We start from the raw sequence: 14,744 nt of genomic DNA on the forward strand, positions 1-14,744 counted from the left end.
GCAACCACCAGAGCGTTGGCGACGCCGAGTCGATATCGCAAAGGAGCCGGATGTCCGCAGTGCAACCGGAGCACGACCGCAGGATCGAACCCGATGATGTCAACACGACCAGGCGCGTCATCGCCACCGTGCTCTTGCCATGGATGACCGCCAAGTTCCTGTTCAAACCCCGGGTCGGCCCATTACGCAAAGACCGGGTGCTGGACCGGATCGCGTTCTGGCGGTCGATGGTCGGCCTCGGCGTGATCCTGGTGGCGACCTCCCGCTACCAGGACGTCTGGCCGAACATCATCCGGAAGGCGATGGAAACCGGTCGGCTCGCCTTCGTTCTGCTGCCGCTACCGATCCTCGCGATGTTCGTCGTGACCCGCTCCGGCCACCGTACCCGGCTCCTGCCCGGCGTACTGCTCCTGCTCGGACGCGCGGTCCTCGCGCTGGCCTTCTTCTACCTGCCGATCGTGTTGATCCTCGCCGCGGCCGGAGAGCTCAGCCTCGACACCCTCGCCAACGGCGACGTCTCCTTCGAGAGTGACGTCGGCGTCAACGCCTCGGGGGCAGCGGCGTTCTGGCTGCTCGCCGCCATCGCCTTGGGGATCATCCTCGTTCCCTGGTTCTGGTGCTTCTGGTACTGCACGATCTACTGGGCGGCGCGCACCGGATTCTGGATGGGCGAGGTCCACCCGCTGCTCGCACCGATCGGCGCAACGGGTGTCATGCTGCTGATCAGCGGCCAGGAGATCATCGCGAACGACACCAACGGCGTACCCGACTGGCTGTGGCTGACGCTGAACCTCTGCGGCACGGCCACGGCGTTGGTGCTGGCCGTGTTCGAGTACCGGCACCTCCGGTCGATCGGGTACAGGTTCCGCGGCGGACCGGAACCCACGGACACGAACTCGGGCAGCCGGACGGCCGGCGTGTAGGTCTGCCCGTCGCGGCCCGCAGCGGCGTAGTAACCCTTTTGTGGGTTTCGTGCGGGTAGCGGCGCCAGGTGCGGTCGGCGATTATCGACGCGACGTGACCGCGCTGCGAAGGGATCGGCTATGACGTGGCATCCGTGGAGACGGACGTTCCTCACAGCGGGGGCGGCCGTGGTCGGCTTCGACCCGTCCACGCGCACGTGGGTCACCGACGCCGCCCCGTCTCAGGGGATGGTCGATCTGCCGCCGCTGAAGGGCAGGGTGGTGACCGATCCCGCCTCGCGCGGCGAGGCGGCCGACGACTTCGGGCACCTGGTCCATCGGACCCCCGGCGCCGTGCTGGAGCCAGGCGCCGATTCGGACATCATGTTGATGATGAGGTACTGCCGGACGCACGACCTTCAGGTGGCCGCACGCGGCCAGGGACACGCGACCTTCGGTCAGGGCCAGGTCACGGGCGGTCTGATCATCGACATGACCCCGCTCGACGCGATCGAGGTGCGGGAGGACACGGCCGTCGTGGAGGCGGGCGCGCTCTGGAGCAGCGTGGCGCGGGCGACCCTGGCCCACGGCCTGACCCCTCCGGTCTTCACCGACTACCTGGAACTCTCGGTCGGCGGCACGCTCTCGGTCGGCGGTTTCGGCGGCCAGACCCACCACCACGGATCCCAGGCGGACAACGTCGTGGAACTGGAGATCGTCACGGGGGACGCCAGCCTGAGGAGGTGTTCGCCGCAGCTGCGCCCCGATCTCTTCCGCGCGGCACTGGCCGGAAGAGGACAGTGCGGCATCATCACCAAGGCCACCGTACGCCTGGTGCCCGCCCCCGAGACGGTCCGCCACTACCTGCTGTCCTACCCGAGCGTCGCCGCGCTGACCGCCGACCAGCGGCGGGTGGTCGGCGACGGCCGCTTCGCCTACGTGGAGGGCGAGCTCGGGCTGCCGACCGACTCCGCCGACTGGAGTCACCGGCTTGAGGCGGTGGCCTTCTTCGACGGCACGACCCCGCCCGACGACGCCCGGCTTCTCGACGGTCTGGGCGACCAGCCTGGCAACCGACAGATTCATGACATGTCGTATTTCGACTTCCTCAACCGGCTCGCCAAAGGTGTCGCCCATCTGAAGTCGACAGGCGAGTGGTACCGCCCGCACCCCTGGTGGAACATGTTCCTGCCCGCCAGCCGTACCGACGCCTTCGTGGAAGCCGCCATCAAGGACCTGACCGAGACCGAGGTCGGCGCCAGCGGCGTGATCCTGCTCTATCCCTTCCCCCGCGCCCGGCTGCGGTTACCCTTACTGCGCGTGCCCGACGAGGAGACGGTCTTCCTCTTCACCCTGCTCAGAACCGCCTCGTACGGAGCCGAGAGCCCGCAGGACATGGTGGAGGCCAACCGCTCCCTCTACCTGCGCGCCCAGGCCGTCGGGGGTTACCAGTACCCGGTCGGCGCCATACCCACCACGCCTGAGGAGTGGCGCACCCATTACGGCCCCGCATGGGCCGCCTTCGAGGCGGCCCGTGAACGCTACGACCCCGACCGGATCCTTACTCCTGGCCAGGGAGTCTTCCCTCCGGAACGGTACTGAGAAGCAACCGTGAAACAATCCGGCACGTTCGTGAGCTCTTGATCTTACCGACGCCGAATGGCGCCAGTTCCTCCCCGGAATCCCGTACCGCAGAACGGGTGAAGGGCCCCAGCTCCCAGGATCTACGGATGGTGATCGTTCACGGGCGTCGTCCGCCAGTGGTCGACTGCGGGCTTGAGGTACTCCATCAGTTCGGGAAGCTGCGGGACCAGCGTGAGGGTGGCGATGATCCGCAGCATGCCCAGGGTGTTGACGAAGGCGAGGACCTCCTCGTCGAGCGGCCTCATGCCGTTGCGTCGTGCGCCTCGGTTGTATGCGGCTTCGTGCTCGGGTCCGAGAGCGGCCAGATCCCACTCGACGGGCCCCAGAGTGACCAGTTCGAAGTCGGCGTAGAGATCACCGTGTACCCCGTTGAAGATGTTCGCGGGCGGGGAGTCACCGTGAATGGGTTGGAGGTCGACGCCGGGGAACCGAGCCTCGAAGGCGCCGCGTGAGCGTACGAGGGGTTCGAGGAACCGCCATTCGTGGCGGGCCCGGTCGAGTTCGGCCGCTCCGATCAGGTCGGGATGCCGGTCGAGGCGGGCGAGGCCGCTCGCGATGAACCCCGGGTCGGCCGCGGACAGGAACTCCAGGTGGCCCGGGTAGGCGCGCAGTGCCGCGTGCAGGTCGGCGACGCTCTCGGCGTGCGCGACGTAGTCGGGTTCCTTGTCCCGGGCCTCCTCGACGAACGGCCAGAACGTCATCGAGAACCCGTCGCGCTGCACAGGTTCACGCGGCACGAGCGGGCTGGGCGCGATCACGGGGATCATCTGGTCGGCCAGCCAGCGTGTGACGTCCAGCTCGTCCTGCTGGCGGCGCGCGAGGGCGGCCAGGTCGTCCGGGCGGGGCAGGACGGTGGGAACCCGGGCCACGACCGGCGAGGGAGCCAGGTGGACGACGACCGAGAAGACGTCGTGGAGCACCGTGGGCTCGGTGACGGTCAGGCCGAGCTCACGCCCGGCCGCGACGGCGGCCTCGACGGCGGCGGAGGTGCGGTCGGCACGCTGTTGTGGTGTCAGGAAGGTGGTCATGGATGCCTTGTTTCAGTCGATGAGCGATTCACCGGGTCAGCGTCTGCGTCCGGCGTGCCGTACCCGCGTCCGGTTCCAGGTCGCCCGCCAGGACGCGGAGCAGTGTCGTCTTGCCCGCGCCGTTCCCGCCCGTGATCAGCAGCCGTTGTCCGGGCTCGATCGCCAGGAGCCCGTCCAGACGCAGCCGCTCCCCGACCCGTACGCCGTCGAGCTCGGCGAGGGTGCCCTGGTCGAGGACGGTCCGGGTGCCGTACGACTTGGTGACGGACTTGACGGACAGTTGCGCCACAGCGGGCATGGAAGTTTGGGCGCTTTCCTGAGATATGAAAGAGTTTACGGGCAGCAGAAACGGCGGCATGGGCCATGCCCGGACTCAGACAAAGAAGAGAAAAGCCATAGACCCACGGTAGCAGGACGAACCGCACAATCCTGTACGGCACGCGCACGCCTGGCTACAGAGACCATCGGCGGTCATCTTCGGTCCCCATGAACTCTCATGCGGACGAACTGCAGCCAGTCGCCCGCGGTCTCGACGAATCCGTCGGGGTCGTCGCTCACCTGCCGCACTGACTCCACACCTTCCATGAACTGCGGGAAGGTCTCGAACTGAGTCCACTGGTCGTAGGTCGCACGGAGCGGGACGTTCACATTCAGTGCGTGCTCGATGGTACTCATGGCAACACCTTCTGCCCGCCGGACGCGGACGACAACCTCGGCCGGAGCCGGACACCGGCTGCTCACTCCCCGCGGCTCCGGCAGGGCTTCGTCCCCGACGTCCGGTCCAGGCGCTCGGCCAGGCTCTGCGGATCGGCGACGGTCACCGTCAGCGCCGGGTGGCGGATCAGGCCGGCCGGTTCGCCGCCCCGTACCGGACGCTGGAAGCTCAGGCAGAGCCCTTCGCTCACGTTCGTTCCGAACGTCAGCCCTCGATCGGCCGCCGAGATACGGACCCCGATCGCCTTGGCCGCCGAGTACGGCCCCGTGATGGCGGTCTTCTCGATATTGCTCAGTTCCGTCTCCACCTTCCAAGGCCCGAACCGCACCCGGACGAGGCCCCCGACGACGACCACTCCGCTGCTTTCCGGCGTGATGCCCAGCAGCCACAGCGGACGACGATAAAGGGCGTCAAAGGCGAATCCGAAGATTTCCGACTCCATTCTCCGGTAATTCCCGCCGGGCGGCGCCGTCTATCTGCTTATCCGGCTGTACGGCATCCCAATTTCCGGCAAAACTCGATGATGCCTTGGATGAGGTCGCGCCAGAGGGAATGACCTGAGGTGTTGAAGGGCCGGATGTGCCATGACATCTCACGACAAGCCGCCTGCGTCGTCCGAACAGAAGACGGGGCGAGCTCCAGAAGGAACGGTCGAGCGGGCGGCCGAGAAGGCCGACGAGACCGCCACGGAGGAGCAGCCGTTCGGCCGGCAAGGGCGGCCGTTCGATCGACGCTCGCCGTTCTATCTGGGAATGATGGCGGCGGCGGGGGCGGCGACCACCTACGGGGTGATCCTGCTGCTCGGCGCGGCCAAGGACGTGCTGGTGCTCATCGGGCTGGGCCTGTTCATCGCGATCGGGCTCGATCCGGCCGCCAACTGGCTGGTACGCCGGGGGCTGCCGCGCTGGGCGAGTGTGTCGATCATCGTCGCCGCGACGCTGGCACTGATCGCGGGGTTCCTCGCGCTGGCCATCCCGGTGATCGTCAGCCAGGTGGGGCAGTTCGTCCACGAGGTACCCGGCTATCTCCGGGAGGCCACGAACCAGAACACGCTCATCGGGCGCCTCAACACCCGGTTCGATCTGGCGCACGCCGTCCAGAAGCTGGGGACAGGAGAGAACGAGATCTCGCTGGTCGGCGGGCTCCTGGGCGCGGGCAAGGCGGTCGTGGGCGCAGCCGCCTCCACAGTGATCGTGCTGGTGCTGACCGTCTATCTTCTCGCCGACATGCCCCGGATCAAGGGCACCGCCTACCGCTGCCTACCCAACTCCCGGCGCCCCCGCGCGATCCTCATCGGCGACGACATCCTGAACAAGGTCGGCCGGTTCGTCCTCGGCAACCTCGTCACCTCTGCCATCGCCGGCGTTCTCACCTTCATCTGGCTGTTCCTCTTCGACGTCCCCTATGCGCTGCTTCTGTCGCTGTTCGTCGCGCTCATGGACCTGGTCCCCGTCGTGGGGTCCACCATCGGCGGCGTCGTGATCTCCCTGGTGGCCCTGTCGGTCTCGCTCCCGGTCGCGCTGGCCACCGCCGGCTTCGTCGTGGCATACCGGCTCTTCGAGGACTACGTCCTGGTCCCGCGCATCATGGGTACGGCCGTCAAGATCCCCGGAGTGGTCACCCTCATCGCCGTCACCATCGGTGCCACCCTGCTGGGCATCGTCGGCGCCCTGTTCGCCATCCCCATCGCAGCCGCCCTTCGCCTCATCCTCCAAGAGGTCACCTTCCCCCGCCTCGACAACTCTTGAGTCTCACGGGCACTGACTCGCGTGCCTGCAGGTTACGCGTGGGGCCTCTTGGGCGGCGGTGAGCCGGTGGCGGACAGCGGGGCGCCGTGGTCGGGCGGTCGCGGAACCTCTCCGCGCCAGCCGCCGGTCGCGCCGCCACGCTCCTCGATGAACTCCTTGAAGCGGTCCATGTCCCCGTGGACGCGCGTGCGGACGAGTTGCAGCCAGTCGCCGGCGGTCTCGACGAACCCCTCGGGGTCGTACTCCATCTGGAGCACGACCTGCGTCGTCGTGTCGTCGATGCGATGGAAGGTGACGACCCCGGCCTGGTGCGGCCGGCCGAGCGACCGCCAGGCGATGCGCTCGTCGGGGTGCTGGTCGGTGATCTCGGTGTCGAACTCCCGCCTGACCCCGGCGATCTCGGCGATCCAGTGGTTGCGGGTGTCGCTCACCTGCCTCACCGACTCCACACCTTCCATGAACTGCGGGAAGGTCTCGAACTGAGTCCACTGGTCGTAAGCCGCACGGAGCGGGACGTTCACGTTCACTGCGTGCTCGATGGTACTCATGCCCAGGCCCCTGCCCGTCCGGTGCGGACGTTAACATCAGCCCCGCCGCCGAGCCGGGCGCGTCAACGGGTTAGGACTCGGGCGAGCCATACCGGGCGCCGATGGATCGACAGAACGGCCGGCAGCGCCGATCAGGCCGAGCGCATTCTGACGAGCGGTTCGGCCCTGTTTCCGTCGGCGCCTCGGGGTCGACATCCGGGAGCACGGCTGGGCCGAGACCCCTGGGCACTGACGGCAGAGGCACCTAGGAGGGCGCAGCGCCGTGGCGAGCCGACGCCCTAAGGATCATGTACGGCGAGGGCGACGGGCCCTCTCCCGACGTCCACTGATCGGGGTGGTCGTGTGGCGCGATCACCCGAGCTACGGTGTGCCGTTGATCAGGGCCATCGCCAGGTAGGGGCTGAAGGTCCCGGCCGGTGTGTTCGGCGGCGCGATGCCGCACTGGCCGTCGGAGTCGCCCGGCACCTTGACCCAGAACAGGTACTCGGCACCGCTCGACTGCCTGACCGGCACGGTGCCGAGTCGGCGCTGTGGCGGGTTGCACCAGTTGTCGTCCGGAGTGGAGTCGCTGTAGGGGCCGTTGCCGTTGCGGCTGGTGTCGATCACGTATGTCTTCGTCCCGTGGACGGCCGCCAGCAGGTTCTTCACCTCGACGGCGTACGCGTCGGTGTGGGTGGTGAGATTGTAGTTGGAGACGTTCAGCGCGAAGCCCCGGGTGTTCGCGATGCCCGCCTTGCCCAGCCGGTCGACCAGGTCGTTCTTGTCGGTCACCCAGGTCGAGTTGCCCGCGTCGAGGTAGACCCAGGCGTTCGGTGCGTTGGTCTTCAGCACCTGCGTGGCGTCGAGCAGCATCCTGTACTGGTCCTCGGGGTTCTTGCCGACTCTGGCCACGCATGGGGCGGCGGCCACGGCGTCCGGTTCCAGGACGACGATCGCGTGCCGGGTGCCGATCGCCCTGGCGAACTCGGTGATCCACGCGTGGTACGCGGCCGCGTTGCCGGCGCCGCCGGTCGACTCGGTGGCGCACGCGTCCCGGTTGGGGATGTTGTAGGCGACCAGCATCGGCAGCCGGTCAGCCGCTTGGGCGTCGCCCACGTAGGTGTCGACGGCCGCGGTGAGGTCCCCGAACCAGCCGCCGAACCACTCGAAGATCGGCTTGGTGGCGATACTGCTCTCGATCGCCTGAGCACGGGCCGGATCGGTGGTCCTGTTGGCCGCGACCCACCTGGCCGGGTTGGAGCCGCCGGAGACGTGCAGCGCTGTCGGGCGGGTCGTCTGGGTCTCCAGCAGCGAGACGTTGTCGAACCACACCGACGGGGTGAGGGTCTGCTGGCCGATCTGGAAGGTCACCTCCACGGTCAGGTCGGAGGTGTCGACCGGGGCGAGCGCCGTGAAACCGAAGGTGTGGCGCTTACCGGCGGTGGTGAGCGCGACCGGCTGGTTGAGCGACTGCGCCTGGCCTGGGGTCTTGAGGTACTGGACGGTGGCCGTAGCCGTGAACGCCTGCGAGGCTTGGGCGTCGAAGGAGAGCGTGTAACTCTTGCCCGGTCTGAGGGTGGCGGTGGTGTTCGCCGCCGTCATCGCCTTCCACGGCTGGTCCACCATGGTCCTGGCCCGCACCTTCATCCGGCCCGCGTCCGCGGTCACCTCCGCCTGGTCGATCTGCTTCCAACCGGAGACGCCGCCGGAGAACGTACCGTTGGCGACCAACTGGGTGGCCGCCGACGCGGGGTGGGGAACGGACAGGACGCCTGCGGCTAACGCGACCACGAATCCAACAGCGAGAGATCGCACGACAGCACCCTTCTCATGGTGTTGCGAAGGCACAGGAGATCGCGGCCCCTCTGCCATCGCTGTTCGAGACACTCGACAGCGCCATCGTCTCCGATCAGCACGAGATCGTGATACCCGGTCAGCCGTTGACGAACGTGCCGCCGGCAGCGGCACGTTCGTCAGGACGGGCCTATTGCAGCCTTCCCGGGATGGGCTTGAGGGTGTAGTTGCCCCAGACATAGGCATCCATCTGGTGCTGGTCACCGGACAGGTTGAAGACCCGGTCGATTTTGCCTTCGCGATTGAAGTGCCAGACCAGGGCCCACATGGTGTCGACCTTGCCGTTGCCCTTGGTGGTCCAGCCCCGGTGGATGTCGACCACGTAGTCGGCGTTGGCTTCGAGGAACATCGGCTCGGCCTGGAAACCGCCCTTGCCGAGCTGGGTGAAGAAGGCGACGACCTCGTCCACTCCACGCTTGGTGCCCGACAACGGGTGGTGCCCGGGAATGGTCCACTGGACGTCCTCGGTGAGTACGGCCCTGATGCCGTCCATATCGCCGGCGGCGTAGGCGGTGAAGAACCTGTTCACCGCCTTGATCTTGGCGGCCTTGCTCAACGGACGCTCGCTGACGGCCGCGACGGGGGTCATGGCCACGGGTGCGCTACCCGTCCTTCCGGCGTTCTGCCCGCAGGCGGCGACCAGAAAGGCGAATGCCAGCAGGCAGGGGGCGATGCGGTACTTCATGACAGCCTTCCCGAGACGGGCTTGAAGGGGTGGTGTCCGGAAACGGTGAGCCGGGGCCAGGTGCCGTCGGCGTAGGCGAGGAAGTACATGCTTGCCACAGTGATTTCCTTCTTTCCAAGTTCTGCGAGGCAAAGGAATGCGACGGCCACCCGGCGCGGCGGCGCCCTCGGAGAGGATCCGGTGGCCACCGGCGCGTGACCGAGGGCACCCCGCGCGTACAGGTGGGGCAGGCAGGCCCGGCCGCCGTACCGGCCGAAGGGGATCTGACCGACCGTGGGCCGGCCGCGCGGGCTCAGATACCGGTGACGGGCCTCGACCAGCAGGAACGCGCCGAGCCGCAGCGCCGGTCCGATCGGAGAGCCGAGCATGGGCAGGCCGGGCCAGCCCGCTTCCGCGCAGGCCAGGACGGCGCCGCCGACGAACACCGGGATCAGCGTGGCCCAGCGCCAGTCGAGCCCGGTGACGACGGTCCCGCCCTGGACGGTGCCGGTGACGAGTCCGAACCACAGCAGCGCGCCGGTGACGCCCGGCGCCTCGGTGCGCCGCTGCCTTTCAGGGAACGAGGTGGTCATCTGCGCGACGGCGTCGCGCCGTACCGCACGATCAACGTCTGCGAACCCAGGAGGCAAGCCTGGGCTCGACCGGAAGTGCGAATGTCATTGGGCTGCCTTTCGGACAGTGAGAAACCCGATTTCGGGGCACCTCCACGATCGGGCCGGCGGCCATCGTCGAGCAATTCCGATCTGTGTAAGGAGCCATTCGCCTGACTCATAGGCACAGGTCCACACGTCGTGGTTCCGAGTCAGTCTTCGCCGTTCTCACGCGGCGGAGTGGTCAGGGAATGTCGGGAACCGTACCGAGTTGTAGGGTGCCGTCGGGCAGGCCGGCGGTGGAGATGCTGAGGACGCTGCCGTTGCCGTCCACAGGTTGCGGTCCTGACCATGTTCCGGAGGCGCTGCGGACGCGGTACCAAACGCCGCTGCCAGGAACGATCATGTTCAGGTGCAGTGTGCCGTCGGGCAGCGCCGCTGTGGACAGGCCGGTGACGTCGCCGTTGGCGTCGACTTTCACCGCCGAGGACCACGTGCCGCCGGTGCTGCGGACGCGATGCCAGGTCCCGCTGCCGGGAAGCAGCGTCATGACGTTCAGCGTCCCGTTCGGCAGCCCCGCCGAGGACACATCCGTCACGGCGCCGTTGGCGTCGAACTTGGACGCCGAGGACCACGAACCACCGGTGCTGCGACTCCGATTCCACACACCACTACCGGGAAGCAACGTCTGCACATGCAGGACACCGTTGGGCAACCCCGCCGCAGACACTCCCGTCACCGCACCGTTGGCGTCGATGATCGTAGAGGTCGACCAGGCTCCGGACGGGTCGCGGAAGCGATACCACACGCCGCTGCCCGGGACCACGGTGAACACGTGCACCGAGCCGTCCGGCAGCGCGGCGGAGGCGATCTCGGAGTTCAACGGGTTGTCGTCGATCTCAAGGGCGGCCCCGTCCCAGACGCCTGCGGCGCTGCGGGTGCGGTTCCAGACGGTACCGCGCGCCGGACGGTCGACCACGCTGTAGTACGGGCTCCACACCCGGGCCTTGTAGATGACGGCCCCGGTACGGGTGCGGCTCGTGTCCGGCCCGTAGAAGTCGACGGTGTCGGTGCACCACACGTTCGCCTCGCACCCGCCGGGCGGTGTCTTCTCGAAGTCCGGCCGGGTCTCCACGATCTGTCCCGACGGCTGGTTGCCGATCGACTTCACAAAGGTACGATCGGCTCCGCCGGCGCCGGGAGGGGAGAACTCCATGGACTGCTTGTCGAAGAGCCAGACCTGCTCGCTGGAGGTGACCCACAGCAGGTTCGCGTCATATGCGTAGCCGTAGACGTCGTGGCCCTCAGGGCTGGGGAGGACGGCGCGCCGGCTGATGTCCTCGCGCAGGGTCGGGGCGGCCGGGGTGCCGCCGACCAGGAGCGCGGTGAGGATATGGTCCATGGTGTTCGGGTCCTGCCCGGTGACCCACAGCCGCATGGTCGAGGTGTCCCACAGCGTCGCGTGTGCCTGGACGAGCTTGTACTCGGCGAACGCGGAGGCGTTCGGCCCTTGGGAGGACGCGTACACCCTGACCCATCCGCCATCGCTCGCGGCCACCGCGACGTTGCCGTTGGGCAGCAGTTCGGCCGAGTGCAGGTTGCCGGGGATCACCTTCGCCCACTGGCGGTTGCCGCCGGGATAGGACGCGATCGCGGCCAGTCCCCTGTCGGTGGTCACGGTGAAGCTCTGGGAACCGTCCGGCCTCTCGCGCAGCTTGTGGTCGGAGTACTCAACACCTGCGGCGACTTCGGCGCTAGAGAAGCCGCGCGCCCGCGTCGCCTGCCAGCGCCATTGGATCGCGGCGTCGGCGTCCCAATCGGGCGCGGCCGGGTCGAAGGCGAGCAGCTGCTTGCTCGTATCGTCACCCACCGTGACCCAGTAGTCGCTCGGGTCCGCGGCAGCAGCGCTCTGTACGACCGCGACCGCCCCGAGCATGGTCAGCGCTGCCGCGAGCTTTGTGGCTTTCATGTCGGACTCCTGGGTGACAAAGCGGCGCTCCGCGACCGTACTCGCCGTACCGGACACCATCACTGACCTGGTACGGATCATCGACCCAAACGTACAACCGCAAGATCGGCGAAGCCCTCATCGACACATCTCGGCACCCGCGGAAGGCGGCTCAGCGCACGCGGCCGGTGAGCAGGGACGCCCAGATCTCCCATGCCTCCCGAGGGGGTCCCCACGCGGTTTCGCAGATCATCGGCACCGGCTCCGCCTGCACCGTACGTCGGATGAAGGCCCGGCCACCCGACGCGCACAGCTCGTACACCGTCGCCAGGCACGGACACGTCCAGGCGACCACCCGCACCCGACGCCGCCCAGAACACCTCAGGTGCCACTGCAAACGCCCGCAATCCCGGCGCATGGCCGCCACGTGCGGGCTCAAGCACTCGCCAAGGACGTCGTTCATGATCCCGTCCTCACGGCCGGGGACAGCGGCGCGAGCCGTACGGGATCGGGAGTGCCACGGAACTCGAACCAGACCGCCTTGCCCTCGCGCTCGGGCAGCAGATGCGCACCCCAGCCATCGGCCAGGGCCGCCACGATCGCCAGGCCGCGACCGCCCTCGGCGTGGATACCCGCCTCAGCCAGGACGGGCAAGGCGGACGACCGGTCGGTGACCCGTCCTGCGGCGAACCCGGAGACCACCCGCATCCGCAACCCGATCGGCGGCAGCCCGTGGACGACCGCGTTCGTGACGAGTTCGCAGACCACGAGTACCGCCTGCTCCACCAGGTCGTCCGGCCATCCACGATCGACCAGCACCTCGCGGACGGCGCGGCGCGCGCTCCCGGCGGCCTCGGGCGCCTGCGGCAACGCCAGGTTCAGAACGCCCGCCCTCACCCGGAGACCCCGCGCAAGACGTGGGTGATGGCCCACACGACTTCCTCGACGTGCGCCGCCTCGATGACCTGCCCCTGCGGCCAGTGGTAACGACCGTCCCGGCTGCCGACGTCGACGTTGAGTCCGCCGTCGTCGGGGTTGCGGACGCGCAGCACGACGCCCACGATGTCGGCGGGCCAGCCGCGCTCGGAGAGAGCGGCGCGCAACTGTTCCAGGTGTTTTCTGGGCCCTACAGCCGTGTCGATCTCCATAGCTAACAGAGCGTAAGGAGATCAACACGCTGCGATTCCGCCTGGGCGGAATCCTAAGGAAGTCAGTGTGGGATTCCCATCCTGGCTGCCAGGCCGCGAAGCTCCCGCCCAGAGGCGGCGACCTTGGAACGCTGAATCATCACGGCCACGGCCTCTCGCACCTGGGGGCTGTTGCGGATGCGCTGAGGCGCCACGCCCTCGGCCCGCAGCATCCAACCCAGAGCCCCCTTCGCGGTCTTCTGCTCCCGCGCGAGCCCTCGTCCTACGTCGGCGAGAAAGGTCGCGCGACGCGATGGCCGACCCAGCAGCAGGCTTTCGTCCACAATGCGCGCCTTCTCCAGCACGGCACCACCGCTCTCGCCAGACTCGACAGCGAGAGCGACCCCCCAAGCACCGACGTTGGTGATCGAGAAGGCCGACCAGTTACGGCAGGGGTCGTCATCGATGTAGTTGGCCAGATCTCGCGCCTCAGCCAGACCGTCACGAGCGTCGTCGAGTCGGTAGGCGACGGCTGCAGCCAGCGCCGAAGTCAGAATCAGCATGCCGAGCACCGCAGTTCCTTCGGCGCTGCGGACGTGTGGTTGCAGCGTGTCCGCGGCTCGCCGTGCCGCTGTCAGCTTCCGATCCCATCCCGCTTCTCTGGGCATCGTCTGGATACGGCAATAGGCGGCCTTGCCAAGAGCCACCGGGTCACCGAGCAGGCGAGCGGCCTCCTCGGCTCGCGTCGCCGCCTGATGAGCGAGATCGCCGTATCCCAGGTCCTTCATTCTGAAGGTCGCATACATGCACGCCTCGACGAGAGCCGTCAGCGAATCCCGCTGGGCGGCTTCATTCTGAGGTCGAGCCGCATGGAAGTGAAGCTCGTCGATGATCCCGGGCAGGCGGCTGCCAAGCGTCACGTAGTCGCACCTGGCGAACACGTCTTCGAGCTGCTTCACCTCGGCGGTGAGGATCCCGACCTCCCGCGCCCGATCGGTGGCGGGTTCGGTAAGTGTGTTGGTCTGCAGGGCGATCCGCATCTGCGGAACTGTGGAGTGCGGACCGGCTTGTACGGGATCCTGGGTCAGGTGCGGTCCGCCGACCAGGTCCGCTTCCGACACCCGGAGCGCCGTCGACAGGCTTGCGACGTAAGAGCGTCGGTCGAGGGCCTTGAGCCCGCGCTCTATGTCGGACAGGTGAGTCTTGCTCATTCCCGCCATGCCCGCGAGCTCTACCAGAGTCAGACCCCGCCACTTACGGAGAGTCCTGAGCCGATTTCCGATGACAGTCGCGTCGTGCATGAGCCCTGCACCTCCTGGAACGTCGACGGTTTCAGGCTACGGCGCCGGGCTGTTGGCTGTCACCGTTACGGCTGATCGGCGAGCAGGGCGTTCGCCGTCGCGACGGCGACGGCCGTCGCCAGGGTGGGGAGTCTGGCCGGGTCCTCCAGCAGCAGGAAGAGCCAGGCGAAGATCGGCCCGAGGAGCAGGGCGTGGGTCACCGCCGCGTCCGGGCGGTGGGCGAGTTCTCCCCTTGCGACGGCCCGGTCCAGGACCTCGCTCACGCAGGCGCGCTCGGCTCCGACGAACGTGCTCACGAACCGGGCCGCCAGTGCCGGGTCGGCGTGGACGTCGGCCAGCAGTCCGGGAACCAGCCCGGCGGGCGGACCGGACAGGCTGGCGACGATCTCGCGGGTCAGCGCGGCGAGGTCGGCGCGGAGGGAGCCCGCGTCCGGCGTACCGCTGAGTTCGAGGTCGTGGACCAGCGCGGCGAAGATCATCTCCTGCTTGGTGCTGTGGCGGCGGTAGATGGCCGCCTTGCCGACACCCGCTCTGGCCGCCACCGCATCCACCGTGACCTGCGCGTATCCGAGTTCGGCCAGCAGTTCGCGGGCCGCCGTCGCGATGGCCGCGTCCACCCTGCCGTCGCGGGGCCGGCCTCCTCGTGTCATCACGGGGCCATCATACGGAACTCTT

The 14,744-nt window shown here is 68.1% G+C and carries 16 protein-coding genes and 1 pseudogene; 3 read left to right on the top strand and 14 right to left on the bottom strand.

From position 1 onward, the window contains the following. The first annotated feature begins 50 nt into the window (after positions 1–50). Both ABD120_RS19910 and ABD120_RS19915 read left to right on the top strand, forming a co-directional pair. The gene (locus tag ABD120_RS19910; RefSeq protein ID WP_343951441.1) at positions 51–923 is read left to right on the top strand and encodes a hypothetical protein; all 873 of its coding nucleotides are present in this window, start codon (positions 51–53) and stop codon (positions 921–923) included. A gap of 120 nt (positions 924–1,043) precedes the next feature. After that, positions 1,044–2,504, top strand: a complete 1,461-nt coding sequence (locus tag ABD120_RS19915; RefSeq protein WP_343951442.1) for an FAD-binding protein — start codon at positions 1,044–1,046, stop codon at positions 2,502–2,504. A 122-nt stretch (positions 2,505–2,626) separates the two neighbouring features. On the opposite strand, the gene ABD120_RS19920 is transcribed toward ABD120_RS19915, so the two are convergent. The 4 genes and pseudogenes from ABD120_RS19920 to ABD120_RS19935 form a co-directional block, all read right to left on the bottom strand. Beyond that, positions 2,627–3,574, bottom strand: a complete 948-nt coding sequence (locus ABD120_RS19920) for an aminoglycoside phosphotransferase family protein (RefSeq protein ID WP_343951443.1) — start codon at positions 3,572–3,574, stop codon at positions 2,627–2,629. A 52-nt stretch (positions 3,575–3,626) separates the two neighbouring features. Next, a pseudogene (locus ABD120_RS39820) lies at positions 3,627–3,794 on the bottom strand (ATP-binding cassette domain-containing protein); the annotation flags it as partial. Between the two features lie 251 nt (positions 3,795–4,045). Then, on the bottom strand, positions 4,046–4,249 hold the full coding sequence (locus tag ABD120_RS19930; RefSeq protein ID WP_343951445.1) for an SRPBCC family protein: 204 nt from the start codon (positions 4,247–4,249) through the stop codon (positions 4,046–4,048). A gap of 62 nt (positions 4,250–4,311) precedes the next feature. Next, positions 4,312–4,731: a hypothetical protein gene (locus ABD120_RS19935; RefSeq protein ID WP_343951446.1), complete on the bottom strand. Its 420-nt coding sequence runs from the start codon at positions 4,729–4,731 to the stop codon at positions 4,312–4,314. A 142-nt stretch (positions 4,732–4,873) separates the two neighbouring features. On the opposite strand from ABD120_RS19935, the gene ABD120_RS19940 reads away from it, so the two are divergent. After that, a complete protein-coding gene (locus tag ABD120_RS19940; protein ID WP_343951447.1) occupies positions 4,874–6,037 on the top strand; it encodes an AI-2E family transporter in 1,164 nt (387 codons plus the stop codon). A gap of 32 nt (positions 6,038–6,069) precedes the next feature. Here the strand turns inward: ABD120_RS19940 and ABD120_RS19945 are convergent, their stop codons facing one another. The 10 genes from ABD120_RS19945 to ABD120_RS19990 form a co-directional block, all read right to left on the bottom strand. Continuing rightward, positions 6,070–6,585 (bottom strand): SRPBCC family protein, encoded by a 516-nt coding sequence (locus ABD120_RS19945; protein ID WP_343951448.1) that lies wholly within the window; start codon positions 6,583–6,585, stop codon positions 6,070–6,072. A gap of 360 nt (positions 6,586–6,945) precedes the next feature. Beyond that, positions 6,946–8,379 carry a glycoside hydrolase family 6 protein gene (locus ABD120_RS19950; protein WP_343951449.1) on the bottom strand — a complete coding sequence of 478 codons (1,434 nt, stop codon included), beginning with the start codon at positions 8,377–8,379 and terminating at the stop codon, positions 6,946–6,948. A gap of 169 nt (positions 8,380–8,548) precedes the next feature. Further along, complete coding sequence (locus tag ABD120_RS19955) at positions 8,549–9,103, bottom strand: nuclear transport factor 2 family protein (RefSeq protein ID WP_343951450.1); 555 nt, start codon at positions 9,101–9,103, stop codon at positions 8,549–8,551. Continuing rightward, positions 9,100–9,675 carry a hypothetical protein gene (locus tag ABD120_RS19960; protein WP_343951451.1) on the bottom strand — a complete coding sequence of 192 codons (576 nt, stop codon included), beginning with the start codon at positions 9,673–9,675 and terminating at the stop codon, positions 9,100–9,102. The genes ABD120_RS19955 and ABD120_RS19960 overlap by 4 nt, the downstream gene beginning before the upstream one ends. 262 nt (positions 9,676–9,937) lie before the next feature. Beyond that, positions 9,938–11,662, bottom strand: coding sequence for a DUF6528 family protein (locus ABD120_RS19965; protein ID WP_343951452.1), 1,725 nt, complete (start codon positions 11,660–11,662; stop codon positions 9,938–9,940). A gap of 151 nt (positions 11,663–11,813) precedes the next feature. Then, positions 11,814–12,104: a hypothetical protein gene (locus ABD120_RS19970; RefSeq protein ID WP_343951453.1), complete on the bottom strand. Its 291-nt coding sequence runs from the start codon at positions 12,102–12,104 to the stop codon at positions 11,814–11,816. Continuing rightward, positions 12,101–12,538 (bottom strand): ATP-binding protein, encoded by a 438-nt coding sequence (locus ABD120_RS19975; protein ID WP_343951454.1) that lies wholly within the window; start codon positions 12,536–12,538, stop codon positions 12,101–12,103. The genes ABD120_RS19970 and ABD120_RS19975 overlap by 4 nt, the downstream gene beginning before the upstream one ends. Continuing rightward, positions 12,535–12,789: a hypothetical protein gene (locus tag ABD120_RS19980; protein ID WP_343951455.1), complete on the bottom strand. Its 255-nt coding sequence runs from the start codon at positions 12,787–12,789 to the stop codon at positions 12,535–12,537. The genes ABD120_RS19975 and ABD120_RS19980 overlap by 4 nt, the downstream gene beginning before the upstream one ends. A 62-nt stretch (positions 12,790–12,851) precedes the next feature. Further along, positions 12,852–14,069, bottom strand: coding sequence for a helix-turn-helix domain-containing protein (locus tag ABD120_RS19985; protein WP_343951456.1), 1,218 nt, complete (start codon positions 14,067–14,069; stop codon positions 12,852–12,854). Positions 14,070–14,134: 65 nt separating this feature from the next. Further along, positions 14,135–14,719, bottom strand: a complete 585-nt coding sequence (locus ABD120_RS19990) for a TetR/AcrR family transcriptional regulator (protein WP_343951640.1) — start codon at positions 14,717–14,719, stop codon at positions 14,135–14,137. Positions 14,720–14,744 lie beyond the last annotated feature (25 nt).

The organism is Nonomuraea longicatena (assembly GCF_039525605.1).
GTDB lineage: Bacteria > Actinomycetota > Actinomycetes > Streptosporangiales > Streptosporangiaceae > Nonomuraea > Nonomuraea longicatena.